13 protein-coding genes are annotated in these 14,388 nt (G+C 29.5%); 5 read left to right on the forward strand and 8 right to left on the reverse strand.

The window, feature by feature from the left end; translation table 11 throughout:
* Nucleotides 1-6 precede the first annotated feature (6 nt).
* Both pgi and ACXHHC_RS10685 read left to right on the forward strand, forming a co-directional pair.
* Nucleotides 7-1,557 carry a glucose-6-phosphate isomerase gene (pgi, locus tag ACXHHC_RS10680; RefSeq protein ID WP_458226366.1) on the forward strand — a complete coding sequence of 517 codons (1,551 nt, stop codon included), beginning with the start codon at nt 7-9 and terminating at the stop codon, nt 1,555-1,557.
* Between the two features lie 104 nt (nt 1,558-1,661).
* A complete protein-coding gene (locus ACXHHC_RS10685; protein WP_458226367.1) occupies nt 1,662-2,438 on the forward strand; it encodes a hypothetical protein in 777 nt (258 codons plus the stop codon).
* Nucleotides 2,439-2,521: 83 nt separating this feature from the next.
* Here the strand turns inward: ACXHHC_RS10685 and ACXHHC_RS10690 are convergent, their stop codons facing one another.
* From ACXHHC_RS10690 to ACXHHC_RS10700, 3 genes are all read right to left on the reverse strand, one after another.
* Nucleotides 2,522-3,706 carry a phosphoglycerate kinase gene (locus ACXHHC_RS10690; protein WP_458226368.1) on the reverse strand — a complete coding sequence of 395 codons (1,185 nt, stop codon included), beginning with the start codon at nt 3,704-3,706 and terminating at the stop codon, nt 2,522-2,524.
* A 158-nt stretch (nt 3,707-3,864) separates the two neighbouring features.
* Entirely contained in the window at nt 3,865-4,710 is an 846-nt protein-coding gene (locus ACXHHC_RS10695; RefSeq protein WP_458226369.1) for a T9SS type A sorting domain-containing protein, read from the reverse strand.
* A 73-nt stretch (nt 4,711-4,783) separates the two neighbouring features.
* A complete protein-coding gene (locus ACXHHC_RS10700; RefSeq protein ID WP_458226370.1) occupies nt 4,784-5,482 on the reverse strand; it encodes a hypothetical protein in 699 nt (232 codons plus the stop codon).
* Between the two features lie 77 nt (nt 5,483-5,559).
* Between ACXHHC_RS10700 and ACXHHC_RS10705 the strand changes: the two genes are divergently transcribed.
* On the forward strand, nt 5,560-6,702 hold the full coding sequence (locus tag ACXHHC_RS10705) for a DNA polymerase III subunit (protein WP_458226371.1): 1,143 nt from the start codon (nt 5,560-5,562) through the stop codon (nt 6,700-6,702).
* 321 nt (nt 6,703-7,023) lie between these two features.
* On the opposite strand, the gene ACXHHC_RS10710 is transcribed toward ACXHHC_RS10705, so the two are convergent.
* The 3 genes from ACXHHC_RS10710 to ACXHHC_RS10720 are packed head-to-tail and all read right to left on the reverse strand — an operon-like array spanning nt 7,024 to nt 11,077.
* A complete protein-coding gene (locus ACXHHC_RS10710; RefSeq protein WP_458226372.1) occupies nt 7,024-9,597 on the reverse strand; it encodes a TonB-dependent receptor domain-containing protein in 2,574 nt (857 codons plus the stop codon).
* Between the two features lie 2 nt (nt 9,598-9,599).
* On the reverse strand, nt 9,600-10,508 hold the full coding sequence (locus tag ACXHHC_RS10715) for a FecR family protein (RefSeq protein ID WP_458226373.1): 909 nt from the start codon (nt 10,506-10,508) through the stop codon (nt 9,600-9,602).
* 53 nt (nt 10,509-10,561) lie between these two features.
* Entirely contained in the window at nt 10,562-11,077 is a 516-nt protein-coding gene (locus ACXHHC_RS10720; RefSeq protein WP_458226374.1) for an RNA polymerase sigma factor, read from the reverse strand.
* A 381-nt stretch (nt 11,078-11,458) separates the two neighbouring features.
* Between ACXHHC_RS10720 and ACXHHC_RS10725 the strand changes: the two genes are divergently transcribed.
* Together ACXHHC_RS10725 and ACXHHC_RS10730 are read left to right on the forward strand one after the other, a co-directional pair.
* Nucleotides 11,459-12,184, forward strand: coding sequence for a FecR domain-containing protein (locus ACXHHC_RS10725; RefSeq protein ID WP_458226375.1), 726 nt, complete (start codon nt 11,459-11,461; stop codon nt 12,182-12,184).
* A gap of 3 nt (nt 12,185-12,187) precedes the next feature.
* The gene (locus tag ACXHHC_RS10730; protein ID WP_458226376.1) at nt 12,188-12,556 is read left to right on the forward strand and encodes a hypothetical protein; all 369 of its coding nucleotides are present in this window, start codon (nt 12,188-12,190) and stop codon (nt 12,554-12,556) included.
* Between the two features lie 147 nt (nt 12,557-12,703).
* Here the strand turns inward: ACXHHC_RS10730 and ACXHHC_RS10735 are convergent, their stop codons facing one another.
* Together ACXHHC_RS10735 and ACXHHC_RS10740 are read right to left on the reverse strand one after the other, a co-directional pair.
* Nucleotides 12,704-13,714, reverse strand: a complete 1,011-nt coding sequence (locus ACXHHC_RS10735; protein WP_458226377.1) for a class I SAM-dependent methyltransferase — start codon at nt 13,712-13,714, stop codon at nt 12,704-12,706.
* On the reverse strand, nt 13,714-14,337 hold the full coding sequence (locus tag ACXHHC_RS10740) for a SanA/YdcF family protein (RefSeq protein ID WP_458226378.1): 624 nt from the start codon (nt 14,335-14,337) through the stop codon (nt 13,714-13,716). Before ACXHHC_RS10740 ends, ACXHHC_RS10735 begins: the two co-directional genes overlap by 1 nt.
* Nucleotides 14,338-14,388: the final 51 nt, after the last annotated feature.

Below are 14,388 nucleotides of genomic sequence, written 5' to 3' on the forward strand. Positions count from 1 at the left end.
CAAGATATGTCTTTAAAAAACATTAAACCAACAAGTACTAATGCTTGGAAAAAATTAGAAGAGCATTTTAAATCTACACAAGACCTAAACTTAAAAGAACTTTTTGCTGCTGATGAAAAGCGTGACGAAAAATTCTCTATTGCTTTAGACGATTTTAAATTAAACTTTGCTAAAAATAGAATTAACGACGAAACTATAGGATTATTAGTTCAGTTAGCTAAAGAAACTGAATTAGCAGATGCTATAGAAAAATATTTTGGAGGGGATACCATTAATGCTACAGAAGGGAGAGCTGTACTACACACTGCATTAAGAAACAACAGTGGTAATGCAGTTTTAGTAGATGGAGAAGATGCTATGCCAGAGGTAAAAGCTACCAACGAAAAAATTAAAGCTTTTACAGAAAAAGTAATTTCTGGAGCGTGGAAAGGATATACTGGTAAAGAAATTACAACGATTGTAAATATTGGTATTGGAGGTTCTGATTTAGGACCTGATATGGTAGTTAAAGGTTTGGAATACTACAAAAACCATTTAACTACTCACTTTGTTTCTAATATTGATGGAGATCACGTTTCTGAAGTAATTAAAAAATTAGATCCAGAAACAACATTATTTGTAATTGTTTCTAAAACATTTACAACACAAGAAACAATTGGTAATGCAACTACTATTAAAGAATGGTTCTTAGAAACTGCTTCGGAAGCAGATGTTGCAAAGCATTTTGTGGCAGTCTCTACTAACTTAGAAGCTGTAGCCGATTTTGGTGTTGATGCTGATAATGTATTCCCAATGTGGAGTTGGGTTGGAGGTCGTTTCTCTTTATGGTCTGCTGTTGGATTGTCTATTGCTTTATCTGTAGGTTATAAAAACTATGCAGATTTATTAAACGGTGCTTACCAAATGGACGAGCACTTTAAAACAGCTGAATTCGATCAGAATATTCCTGTAGTATTGGCTTTATTAAGTATTTGGTACAACAACTTCTACGGTGCAGAAAGTGAAGCTATTTTACCTTATACACAATACTTAAATACATTACCTGCTTACTTACAACAAGCGTTTATGGAAAGTAATGGTAAATCTGTAGATAGAGACGGAAACGAAATAGACTACCAAACAGGAACAATTATTTGGGGAGCTGCTGGTACCAACATGCAACACGCTTTTATGCAGTTGGTTCACCAAGGAACTAAATTAATTCCATGTGACTTTATTGGTTTTGAAGAATCTTTATATGGTAAAGTAGATCACCACAAAAAATTAATGGCCAACTTCTACGGACAACAAGATGCTTTGTGTTTTGGTAAAACAAAAGAAGAAGTATTAGAAAGTGGAGTTGCTGCAGACGCTATAGAATTACCTTTTAAGGTATTTACTGGTAACAGACCTAGCAACTGTATTACTGCAAGTAAATTAAGCCCTAATAGCTTAGGAAAAATCATTTCTATGTACGAACACAAGATTTTTGTACAAGGAATTATTTGGAACATCTTTAGTTTTGACCAATTTGGTGTGGAACTAGGAAAAGAAATGGCTAAAAAGCTTTTGAAATAAAATAATTTATCACTATTTTTTAAAAGCCTAACATTCAGATGTTAGGCTTTTTTTTGGCATCCATCTTGATAGTAAACAAATGTTAACCATATAAACATTTAAAAATGAAAATCAAGAAAAATCCAAAAGCCAACCTAGAAAACTACAGCGGAGTATTTACACTCTTAGGTTTAGTATTAACCCTGTACGTAAGTTTTATTGTAATAGAGCATAAAAGTTATGCTGCAACCAAAGACTTTGATTTTAAACCAACCAATATTCCTATTGAAGAAACTGAAACGATGGTTACTTACAAAATGGAACAACCTAAAATTGAACAACCTAAGATGGAACCAATATCGGAACCAGAACCAATAACTGTAAAAGCTGACCCTACTCAATTTAAAAAAACCGAAGATGATGTTCTTATAGATGAAACGCCTATAGCTACTACTGACCCTGTAGATGTCAATACAGATTTATCATCTGAGCTTGATAATATTGACTACGTTCCTGAAGAAGCAACAACTATAGTTGATAATATTCCTTTAATGATTGTAGAAAGTGCTCCTGTTTTTCCTGGTTGTGAAAAATATGAGGGAAATAAGGAAAAGTCTAAAAAATGCTTTAGCAAAAAAATGTCTAAGTTCTTCAATAAACATTTTGACAATGAAGTAGCAAACGATTTAAATTTATACGGAATTCAGAGCATAAATTCACAATTCGTAATAAATTCCAATGGAGAAATAAATCCAGGTATTAGAATTTCTAAAACTCATCCTGAAATTGCCAAAGAAATTAAACGAGTACTAAAAAAATTACCAAAAATGAAACCTGCAAAATACAATGGTAAAAAAGTAAATTTAATCTATGCATTACCTGTTAAGTTTATGATAGAATAGTTACTTATTTAGTTTATTAATACAAAAAAATCCCCATTATGAAAATCATAATGGGGATTAAATATATAGATATTCTTTGTTGATTAAGCTTCTAATGCAGCAATACCTGGTAAAGTTTTACCTTCCATGTATTCTAACAATGCTCCACCTCCTGTAGAAACGTAAGAAACATCATCTCCAAAACCTAAGTTGTTAATTGCAGCAGCAGAATCTCCACCTCCAATTAAAGAGAAAGCTCCATTTTCTGTAGCAGCTTTAACAGCCTTTGCTACTTCAATAGTTCCTGTTGCATATAATGGAATTTCAGAAACACCCATTGGTCCATTCCAAATTACAGTCTTAGATTCTGTAATAATTTTAGAGAACTTCTCTATAGTTTGAGGTCCAATATCAAATCCTTCCCACTCATCTGGAATTTGTCCTCTTAATACAACTTGTGTATTAGCATCGTTAGAGAAATCATCTCCTAATAAGTTATCAATAGGGAATACTAACTCTACTCCTTTTTCTTTTGCTTTTTTCTCTAATTCTAAAACGTAATCTAATAGATCGTTTTGACATAAAGATTTACCAATGTTTCCACCTTCTGCTTTCGCAAACGTGTAAGACATACCACCACCAATAATAATAGTATCGGCAACATCTAATAATTTTTCAATAATTAAAATCTTATCAGAAACCTTAGCACCACCCATAATAGCTGTTACAGGACTTTCCCCACTTTTTAATACTTTATCAGCATTTACTAATTCAGCTTCAATAACAAATCCAGCAAATTTATCTTCAAAGTGTTTAGCAACAATAGTAGTAGAAGCATGTGCACGGTGTGCAGTACCAAATGCATCGTTTACGTATACATCTCCTAATTTAGCTAACTGAGCAGCAAACTCTTCGTCTCCTTTAGTCTCTTCTGCAAAGAAACGTACATTTTCTAATAATAAAACTTGTCCTGGCTCTAAAGCAGCAACCGCAGCTTCTGCATCGGCTCCAACAGTTGCACCAGCAAACTTAACCTCTACTCCTAAAATTTCTGAAGTAGTTTTAACAATGTGTCTTAAAGAAAATTTATCTTCTGCTCCTTTTGGACGTCCTAAGTGAGACATTAACACGGCAGAACCACCATCTTCTAATATTTTGATAATAGTTGGCTTAGCTGCCTTTAATCTTGTAGTATCAGTTACATTAAAATCAGCATCTAAAGGTACGTTGAAATCTACCCTTACTAAGGCTTTTTTATCCTTGAAATTAAAATCTTTAATGGTCTTCATTTCTTATTTTATGTTAAAATTCTTTAACAAATATAAACCAAATCCAAGTATTTAAAGCCCCAATGTAAAAAAGCTACTAAAACGTTTTTTATAATTAAAAATCCCATTTACTAGAAAAGCAAATGGGACTCTTAATAAGGATTAAATAATAATATATTTTACTCCTTTATTATTTTTAACGTATTATATCTATTGTTAGAAATTACCTTAGCGTAATACACTCCTTTCGACAAATTCTCTAAACTTAATTGAGTATTATTTGCCTTTACTGCTTTTGTTAATACTTTACTACCTAAAGTATTATATACAATAATTTCATTTATAAAAGAATCTCCTTTTATATTAACAAAATTAGTTGTTGGGTTAGGACTAATATTAAACTTTAGTGTATCATCTTTTGATAAACTTAATGTAGAATTATCAACTCTAAAATTATCCCATCCTGAATAATCTGAACTTCCATTTTGATATATTCTTAAACGCATTCTTACATGTGAATTACCAGAAGGTACTTCATGAGAAAATTCAGTCCACTCACTTAAGCTTCCAGAAAAAACATTTGATAATATTGTGCTAGAATAATCAGGTGATGACCAATCAGAACCGTTATCATAGGCTACATCCCAAATAATATAATCTGGCGTATCAAATCCTGTGTAATAACCACGAAAGGAAACATTCACTGCTCCAGAAATAGCAACAGCATCAAAAGTGATAATATGTTCTAAATTAGCAGGAGTATTACTTCCAAAAAAGCTTTGAGAATGGCCATTATCAAGATCTCTTGTAGCGACCATATTTGAACCCTCATATGGAATTATTGTATTAGCAGACGATTCAATATTCCAAAAGTCCCCACTACTTACTGCCCCATCATAAAAGGTAATATTTGAAGAATAATTCCAAGTATCTGAAGCTGAAGACTCAAAACCTTGAAATGCTATTTGTGCGTTTGTTGTTATAGCTAATAACAATAAAATAAAAAAAGGGGTATTCTTTCTCATAATTACTATTTTTAATATTAAAAATCATTATTTATCACATCAAAAATATAAATATATTCCACATACCTCAAAATTAAGGCCCATATTTTAAATCAATCTCTATAACTCCGTTTCCACCTCTCATTCCCCAATGTGCTGCTTCATTTCCTTGTAGTATTCTAACTTCTTTTACCTCCATAGGAGTAATTCCAGAAATATCGTTTACTACTCTTCCATCTAATACCAATAGTGCGTGTATATCTGCAAAAATTGAGTTCTCGCCTCTGGCATTTAATAAAATTTGTGTAGTACCTTCTACATCGGCAAGTTTTGCTGCTGGATATTGGTATTGTATAATATCGTAGATAGAAGTAAGCGTTTCTAATACATTGTTCTGAGCTCTTTTGTACGCTAATGCATAATCTAGTATTTTCTTAGTTACATGCAAAGATTTGGTTGCACGTTTAAAAGATCTTTTGCTGGTTTCATCGTAATATAAATTGACAACTAAATCTTCTTTGACTCCTTTTTCAATTTTAATTTTATCATCAAAAAAACCATCTGCTTTTAAATAAAGATAATCTTTGCTTTCGCATAAAATTTTAAAATTCCCCAAGCTGTCTGTGTAAACTATATTTTTAGACTTGCTTGCTTTTATCTTTACTTTATTTAAAGGATATTCTTTAAAGGTTACCACCTTTCCTTTAATCCATTTTTGTTGACCGTAACAAATATTGATTAATAAAAAGAAAATCGGGATTAAGTATCTGACTTTCATACTATTATTTTTCATAAAGTTACAAAAACTTTTTGTGTATTAATCTTTTAAAAATCAAAGTTCATCATTCTTAAAATAACTTATCTTTGGGTATGCTTTTTAACGAAATTATAGGTCAGGAACACATTGTAAACCACTTAAAAAGAACCGTTGATACGGGTAGAATTGCCCATGCTCAATTGTTTGTTGGTAATGAAGGAGTTGGAACACTTTTAACTGCTATAGCTTATGCTGAATATGTTTTATGTAAAGACAATGAAGCTTGTAGTTTAAAGGTTAAAAAATTACAACACCCCGACTTGCATTTTGCCTTTCCTACGGCTGTTAACGATAAAGTTAAAAAACATCCTGTTAGTAATTTGTTTTTAGAAGACTGGAGAGCATTTATAGAAAAAACTCCATATGGTAGTTTATTCCAATGGTACCAAAAATTAGGGATTGAAAACAAGCAAGGGCAAATAGGAGTTGATGAGGCTGAAGAAATTGTTAAAACTCTAAAACTTAAATCTTACGAAGGTGGTTATAAAATAATGATTATTTGGATGGCAGAAAAAATGAATATTGCTGCCAGTAACAAATTGTTAAAATTGATTGAAGAACCTCCACAAAAAACAATATTTCTATTGGTAGTAGAGCAAAAAGAGCTTTTAATTAATACCATTTTATCTAGATGTCAAATTTTAGAATTTCCTTTACTTAGCGAACAAAATATAGCAGATACATTAGTTGCTAAAGAAAATACTTTTCCTGCCGAAGCTTTAAAGGTTGCCCATAGAGCTGAAGGTAATTACAAAAAAGCCCTAGACCTTTTAAAAAATGAGGGGAACGATGTAGAATTTGAACAATTATTTATTACTTGGGTAAGAGCTGCCTTTAAAGCCAAAGGTAATGCTAGTGTTATTCAAGATTTAATTGTGTGGTCTGATACCATTGCTTCTTTTGGAAGAGAAAAACAAAAACAGTTTTTAGATTTCTGTTTGCAATTTTTTAGACAAGCCTTACTTTGGAACTACAATGCTAAAGACTTGGTTTTTTATGAACCACAAACGCAAGGATTTTCTTTAGACAAATTTGCACCTTTTGTAAACAGTGCTAATATTCTAGAAATAAATAAAGAATTAAACGAAGCTACATATCATATAGAACGAAATGGTAATGCCAAATTAATACTGTTAGATACCTCTATAAAGCTTACTAGATTGCTTCATAAAAAAGAGACTCCTTTAAACTCTTAAACCTGCTTAAAAACAGAAATAATTGTTATTTAATTTAAAACGTATTATTCTACTTTTCAGTAATTTAGTCTTATAAATATCAAGACACTTGTCTTTCTCTTTGAAATAGTAATCTGTATTAAAATTGATTGCTTATGTATAAAAGATGTCCAAACTGTAATACTAGAAATAGAATAAAAATTAAAAAACAAGGGATTCATAAACTATACTTTTGGAAAAAAAATTATAGTTGCGAAAATTGTTTTACAGAGTTTTGTTATTCTTTAATTACAAGAAAAAGCTCTGTTACAAAAAAATGGATCAACACCAATTAAAGTCTATTTACCAAGATAATCTAAAAATTAAATTGGGAACAAAACCTAAAGAAATCTTATCTGTTTGTACCAAAGCCTGAGTAGGTTCTCTTTGACTAGGATCTCCTGGTTGTGAATTTTCAATTACATTTTTAATTTCATAATCTCTAATTAAGATATTTCTTTTATTCGTTAGATTTTGTAATGTTAATCCTATTTTACTTTTTATGTTTTTATGGGTCTTAAAGTTATAAAACACCGTGAAATCTATTCTCTGATAATTAGGAAGTCGTTCATCATTTAAATCATCAAACTCTAATCTTAATCTTCTAGGTCCTTGTACTGCGGTTTTAACAGTATAAGGAATTCCAGATCTAAACCTCCACCCCAACGAAAATTCAAAATTATTTAACTCATAATTATGAGACCAAATAAGGTTATGTGGAGTATCAAAAGCTCCATTAAATTCTTTACCATCGTTAAATGCATCAAACTGATATTTACTTTGCGAAAGAGAATAACTTATCCAAGTATTGTAATGATTCCATTTCTTTTTTAATAGCAAGTCAAATCCTACTACAGTATTTGTTCCAATAAAATATTTTCTTCCCCTAAGAGTTTCGTTTAAAACGTAAGATATTCCATCTACAAACTTGTAATAAACCTCTGTATCTATAGTCCATCCATTTTTTTGATACCCAAAACCCGTACTTGTTTGGAAACTATCCAATACAGGTATTCTATTATCATTAGAAATAGCCCAAAATCTATCAAACAAGCCTCCTAAGCCATCTGCCCTAAAATCTACTAGCTGACTAACAGATTGGTGTTTAATCTCTGAAGAGAGCTTTAAATTAAAATGATTATTAATTTTATAATTTACATTCAACCTAGGTTCAATATAATTTTTGTTAACACTATTAAAATGCTGAAATCTTGCACCTAAACTAAACAACCATTTGTTGTTTTTGTTAAACTCGTATTCAGAAAATACAGCATAATCATAAGCTTTATTCAAAATAGTATCGTCCAATGAAGTATCATTTCCTTCGTTTAACCTACTAAACCTATAAAAAACATCGTAATTAGTATACTGAAAACCTAATTGTATCTTTTTTCTTTCTGCTATTTGATAAGTTAGTGAATAATCTACAGCACTCTCATTAATATAATTGTGTTTATAAAAATCAGTTCTATCTTCTGTATTATCAGACAAGGTTAGTATTCTATTACCTGCATAGAGTTTATCAAAATTGGTGTGGTTTAATGACAAATTAGACACCCACTTGCTGGCTATTCTATAATCCCAACCCAAATGAATACCCTTATTTTTTATTGTGATATCATCTCTAAAAGTTTCTGTAATTCTAGAAGCTTCTCCTTTAAATTCTAAATCGTTTAAATTGTATAAATAAGCAATATTTATTTTGTTCTTATCATTTGGTTCCACAATAAGTTTGGCATGATAATCTTCGTAAAAGAAATTATTTTCTACATTCTCAGTTTTTAATTGATCATTATCTAAAGTCTCTGATATGCGGGTATTCTGAAAAGAAACATCTGAAAATTTTCTAAAAGTAATGGTTTTAAATATGTCTGTTATAGACCTTCTTGCAGATGCTATAACTGCTACTTTGTTACTAAACAAAGGAGCTTTAATATAAACATCGGAATGTGTTAAAGTACTTCCTATTCCAAAAGCTAATTTTTCTGGAATAGAATTTTGTGTATGTATATCCAACACTCCTCCTACATTGTTTCCATACCTAGCATGAGTACCAGATCTATACAATTTTATATCATCTGTTATGTAAGGATTAAACGAAGAAATTAAACCAAAAAAATGAGAAAAACTATACATTTTCATCCCATCGAATAACACTAAATTTTGATCTGGAGTACTCCCTCTTACATGAATTCCAGAAGCAGTTTCGTCTGGACTTTGAACTCCTGGGATTAATTGTATTGTTTGCAATACATCGGGTTCTATTACACCTGGTAATGCTCCCATTTTTTTTGGGCTTAGCACAACACTACCATCTTTGTTTTTAGTAAAACCTTTGGTTAAATAGTCTGTAATAATAATTTCGGACAAGAAATTAATATTTTCTTCTAACTGTATTTTTAAACAGTCGCTACTAAAATCTGAAACTAAAAAAGACTTTTTCTGAAACTCTAAATCTCCAATAGTTAAAAAGTCGTCTTCTAATATCTTATCAATACTAAAACTACCATCGCTAGCTGTTAAAACAGTTTTTCCATTAAACTGTACATTTATAAAAGGAAGTGTTTTCTTAGTTTCATTGTTATAAACAATTCCACAAATAGATCTAACTTTCTTATTTTTTTCTCTAACAATATAATTTGTCTGATCAATTTTTTCGTAGACCAAATTCGTCTGAATTTGTAAACTTTTAAGAGCATTACTTAATGAAGTATAATTTTGTAAATCAACGTCATTGTACTCCGTAATTAATTCATCACTGTACGAAAAATCTACTTTATAAAGTTCTGATAATTTGGTTATAACTTCTTTTAAAGTATGCTTTTGACCAAATGTAGAAAACGATATTAAAAAAAGGAAACTTAAAAGTTTCTTCATAATCAATTATAAATATGAATGGTTTTTCCTTCAAATTTATAATTAATATTCATTGATTTACATAGAATGTCCAAAGCTTTCTCTAAATTATCATCAATAAGCTTACCTGAAAACTCCTGATTGGTATCAATAGTGGAATAATCTACCTCTATTTTATACACATTTTCTAAATCTTTAAACACAACTGCCAAAGGAACTGCATTGTATTGATAGATAGCATTTGTCCAATTAGGCTCGTTTAAATTTATTTCATAGGCTTTTTTAACATCGTTAACAAACTTTACACCTTTACCGGGCGTTAATACTGCTTGTAAACCTGCATCTCTAACCCTTACTTTTCCTTCGTAACACTCTACACTTAAATATTCATTATCAACCAGCACATTAAATTGGGTTCCTAAAACAGTAATTGTTCCTTCTTCTGTTTTTACAGAAAATGTTGCTCCTTTTTTTACTTTAAAATACCCTTCTCCTGTTAATTCTAGTGTTCTTTCACCTTTTTTCCATTCCTTTTTGTTAAAAGAAACCGAAGATTGCCCATTTAATTTTACAAAAGATCCATCTGGTAAATCTACAGCTAGTTGTTCCCCTACAGAAGTATGAATTGTAGTTCCTTGATTTATAAACTGAGTAACCGCAAATACAACTAATACAGCAGCAGCAACAGCATACATCCAACTAGGAATTAATTTGCGAACTTTTGTTTGTTTCTTGGTTAATTCTGTTTGAATACTGTTATATAATTCTTCCTTTTTAAAAGTAGGAATACTAAATAGCTTACTTTTTTCTGCAATGTTCTTGTATAACAAAAAATCTTCAGACAATTTAAATTCTTCTAGCTCTTTGTCAGACAACTCATTATTAAGCCATCTTGCTAGAAAAGTATCATCTATATTATCGTTTTGTTTCATAATCGTCCATTTGTAACTATAACAAATTCAATAGTTAAAACCCTACTTAAAATTTAAATTTTCTTTCCAATGGTCTTTCGTAACTTAACCAAAGCTCCATGCATTCTTTTCTCCACAGCTTTTACAGATATTTCTAATAATTCTGCTATTTCTCTGTATTTTTTATTTTCAATCCTATTCATTAAAAACACTTCTCTTTCTGCAGGCGTTAAATTAGCAATTGCATTTTCTAATTTTAACATAAATTCTTGCTCTTCCATTATAAAATCTGGAGATTCATTGTTACGAATGTCCTTGTTATGATTCTGTTGGTACTTAAGTCTTACTTTTTGATGAGCAACTTCATTAAGAAATTGGTTATTTGCGATGGTATAAAGGAAAGATTTTGCTTTTGTAAAAATAACTTTTGAACAATTTTTCCACAATTTTATAAAAGCTTCTTGAACTAAATCGTGTGCTCTATCTTCGTCTCCACATTTAAAATAAACAAAACTATATAGAGATTTACTGTGCTCGTTGTATATTGACTCGTAAACTTTGCTTTCGCAAACAGAAGTATCTTTGGACATATTTTTCTTTTCTATCCTCAAAAATAATTTTTTTTATGGTTCCTAATTTTTTAAATGTTATGTAATTACTAAAAATAAATTAAATTTGCTGCATGGTATTAAAAAAGTGTTAAACTGTGAACACACAATATTAACACTCAATTTTACGTTTAATACTTGTAATAACTTTTGATTACAAGCCATTTTGGCCTTAAAATAGTTTTTTATTCATAGTAAAAACAACCTGTCCCTGTAATAAATGCCCAATTATTGCAGGGACTTCTTTTTTGTTTTATTAAAGTAAAAAGAAACTTTATAATAAACAAAAATCTACACTAAAAACATAAACTAAACATATATTTACGCAGTAAATCATTTTATGTAATTCAGTAGTTTTAGATTATGTTGTTTTTAAAAGACTATAAAAGAAAAAAGAACTCTTTATTTCTAAGCTTAACAGTTGTGGTTAGTATTGCTACAATTTCTTTTCTACAATGTTCTAAACAAAAGGGCATTACTATAGAAACGAGTACTACGGCAATTGATACTATTACAATAAATAAAAATTACAAAGTTTACTTAAACAGAAACTCAAAAGTATTTTATAACTATACATTAAATAGTACTTTAACTCTTAACCTTACAGGGGAATCTTATATAGAAAACACCAAATTTAACCCCATTAATATAGAAACAGATTTTGGCTTTATAGAAACCAAAAATGCTAGTTTTAATGTAAAATCTAAACTAGATATATTACAGGTTACTTGTTATAATGGATCTTTAAAAATACATGCATCCAATAAAGAAATTTATGATTTAGAAAAAGGGGCTGTGTTTCAAATTCTAGGTGATAAAATTACTCGTAAAAAAACTTTTGATACACACCCTAAATGGATCTTACAGAAAACTAAATTTACAGAAGCTCCTTTTTTTGAAGTAGTAGACGAATTAGAAAAATATTACAATGTTAAAGTAGTTCTAAGAAATGTAGATGTTGGAATGCTTTACACAGGTATGGTTGATTTAAATAATCTAGAGAAGGCTTTAGAAACTATTTCCGATTCCTTAGATCTAAAGTATCGTATCTTTGACAAGAAAGTTGTAATTACTCAATTCTTAAAATAATTTATGCTTCTTTATATCTTCTTATTTTTAACTCTTTCTTTTGGATATTCTTTATTCGAAAAAATTAAAGATAAAAAAGGCTACACTCTATTTTTAGCAAATCATTTAAAAAGAGAAAATCTGGCAAATTTGTTTTGGTGGATTTTAGTTTTTGTAAATACTTCAATATGTATTTTTCTTACAATTGGAATTTTTCAAATTTTATTCGGTTTCCAAATTTTAGATTCAAAATTAATTTTTGAGCTAAATGCTATTGTAATATTAATTTTACTTTTTGGTCAAAGAATGGCAGGAGATTTTCAAGGAGCTGCAAATTTGGGAATTTACTTTTTAATTGTCATTTTTGGTTGGTACCTCACTTTTTCTTCTTAAAACCTTACTATAAAAAAACTTTATAGTAAAAAAACAAACTATTGATAATACCTTTAAAAAACAACCTTTTTTAAAGCGTTTTAAGACGTTTTAAAAATTCACCAACCCGATTACAAAGATTATCTACTTAAAGCTTATTAAAAAAGCTTATTGTTCGTTTTTCATGTTTTTTAATACATATATAAGAGAAGAATACTCTCCTGTGCGTTTAGCAGCACGATTTGATTTGATTCCGTTTACAAATGCTTTTAAAAAATTCTTTTTCCCAGTTTTATATTCTTCGCTTAAAAGTGATACATAAAATGCATCAAATTTCATAGGAAGTGTTTTTACCACTTTCATTAATTCAGTAGAAAACAATCTATGGATAGACGTTTGAGAAAAATGCCATAAGTGCCTTGGTACATCATAAGCTGCCCAAAATTCTTTGTAATGATCTGCATCGTAACTTTTAAAATTAGGAACTGCTATTACTAAAACTCCATTTGGCTTTAACAACTGTTTTAATCTATAAATGTATTTATCTAAATCGTGTACATGTTCTAAAACATGCCATAATGTTATCACATCAAACTGATAAGGATTCTCGTTTGTTGGCTCAAAATTATCATCAAACTTTAAAACTTCATTTTCTATATTTTTAGTTTCATGTTCATTATGATGATACAACTTTGTATGCTTATAACTTTTTTTAAAATCTAAGTTCTTTTCTTCACCAGCAAAATCATCTTCAAAAAAGGCATGAATATCAGAATACAAATAAGTAGTATCTTCTAGTTTTTCTTCTGCCTTATTTCTTGCTTTAGCATTGGGTTCAATTCCTGTTACCTTCCACCCTGCTTGCTGACATGTATTTAAAAAATCACCTGTTCCACAACCTATATCTAACAATGTTTTTTTCTCTATAGGAAAAGAATCTATCAATTCTAGTTTTTTATTTAATGCATATTTTTTAACCCTATTATAAATAAACTCGGTTAAAGTTTTTTTACGATCAGTATGAGAAATATAATCTTCACTTTCGTAATACTTTCCTAAATCTTCTTTTTTAGGCCTAGGATTGGTAATCAACAAATCTATTCTATCATCTAATAATAGGTTAAATTCTTCTTTCGAAACAGAATAATCTTTTGTTTTTAAATACGATTCTAAAGCCATTATTTTATCAAAATTTTAGGTCCTAAAAATTTAGGTTGTACATTAAATAAAACATCAACAAAAACTTTTGTTCTTGCTAAATACTCGCGCAAATATACTTTAAAGCCATATTTTTTATTCACATCTTTTGCATTAAATCCTACAGTTTTTATCCCATTTAAAGAAGCTATATAAACAGCTCTCTTGTTGTGGAACTCTTGAGAAATGATGGTAAATGTATTTTGGCCAAAAACTTTTTGTGCTCTAATCACGGAATCTAAAGTTCTGAATCCTGCATAATCTAAAACTATTTTATCTTCGGGAATTCCTTTTTTAATTAGTTCGTTTTTAAAATCTATAGGCTCGTTATAATATTTGGTTCTATTATCTCCACTAACCAAAACAACATCTATTTTACCTTGCTTAAATAACGCAACTGTAGCCTCTATTCTATATTTAAAATATAAATTAATATAGCCATTTCTTAATCTTTTTGAAGTCCCTAAAACCAAACCTACTTTATTTTTTGGAATGGATTCTACATCGTTAAAAACATTCTTTTCTGTTTTTAATTCGATAATATAAAAAGGTACTACAGCAGATATTACTAAAACAACAAATAAAGAAAAGAGTATTTTTTTCATTCTTTTTCTTTCAAAGATACTAAGTGATTTTATAAAATTTAGCCCAATTTT

It is taken from the genome of Wenyingzhuangia sp. IMCC45574 (assembly GCF_054182685.1).

Coding starts and splice junctions, on each gene's coding strand:
- pgi (WP_458226366.1), top strand. CDS start 7: ATGTCTTTAAAAAACATTAAACCAACAAGTACTAATGCTTGGAAAAAA.
- ACXHHC_RS10685 (WP_458226367.1), top strand. CDS start 1,662: ATGAAAATCAAGAAAAATCCAAAAGCCAACCTAGAAAACTACAGCGGA.
- ACXHHC_RS10690 (WP_458226368.1), bottom strand. CDS start 3,706: ATGAAGACCATTAAAGATTTTAATTTCAAGGATAAAAAAGCCTTAGTA.
- ACXHHC_RS10695 (WP_458226369.1), bottom strand. CDS start 4,710: ATGAGAAAGAATACCCCTTTTTTTATTTTATTGTTATTAGCTATAACA.
- ACXHHC_RS10700 (WP_458226370.1), bottom strand. CDS start 5,482: ATGAAAAATAATAGTATGAAAGTCAGATACTTAATCCCGATTTTCTTT.
- ACXHHC_RS10705 (WP_458226371.1), top strand. CDS start 5,560: ATGCTTTTTAACGAAATTATAGGTCAGGAACACATTGTAAACCACTTA.
- ACXHHC_RS10710 (WP_458226372.1), bottom strand. CDS start 9,597: ATGAAGAAACTTTTAAGTTTCCTTTTTTTAATATCGTTTTCTACATTT.
- ACXHHC_RS10715 (WP_458226373.1), bottom strand. CDS start 10,508: ATGAAACAAAACGATAATATAGATGATACTTTTCTAGCAAGATGGCTT.
- ACXHHC_RS10720 (WP_458226374.1), bottom strand. CDS start 11,077: ATGTCCAAAGATACTTCTGTTTGCGAAAGCAAAGTTTACGAGTCAATA.
- ACXHHC_RS10725 (WP_458226375.1), top strand. CDS start 11,459: ATGTTGTTTTTAAAAGACTATAAAAGAAAAAAGAACTCTTTATTTCTA.
- ACXHHC_RS10730 (WP_458226376.1), top strand. CDS start 12,188: ATGCTTCTTTATATCTTCTTATTTTTAACTCTTTCTTTTGGATATTCT.
- ACXHHC_RS10735 (WP_458226377.1), bottom strand. CDS start 13,714: ATGGCTTTAGAATCGTATTTAAAAACAAAAGATTATTCTGTTTCGAAA.
- ACXHHC_RS10740 (WP_458226378.1), bottom strand. CDS start 14,337: ATGAAAAAAATACTCTTTTCTTTATTTGTTGTTTTAGTAATATCTGCT.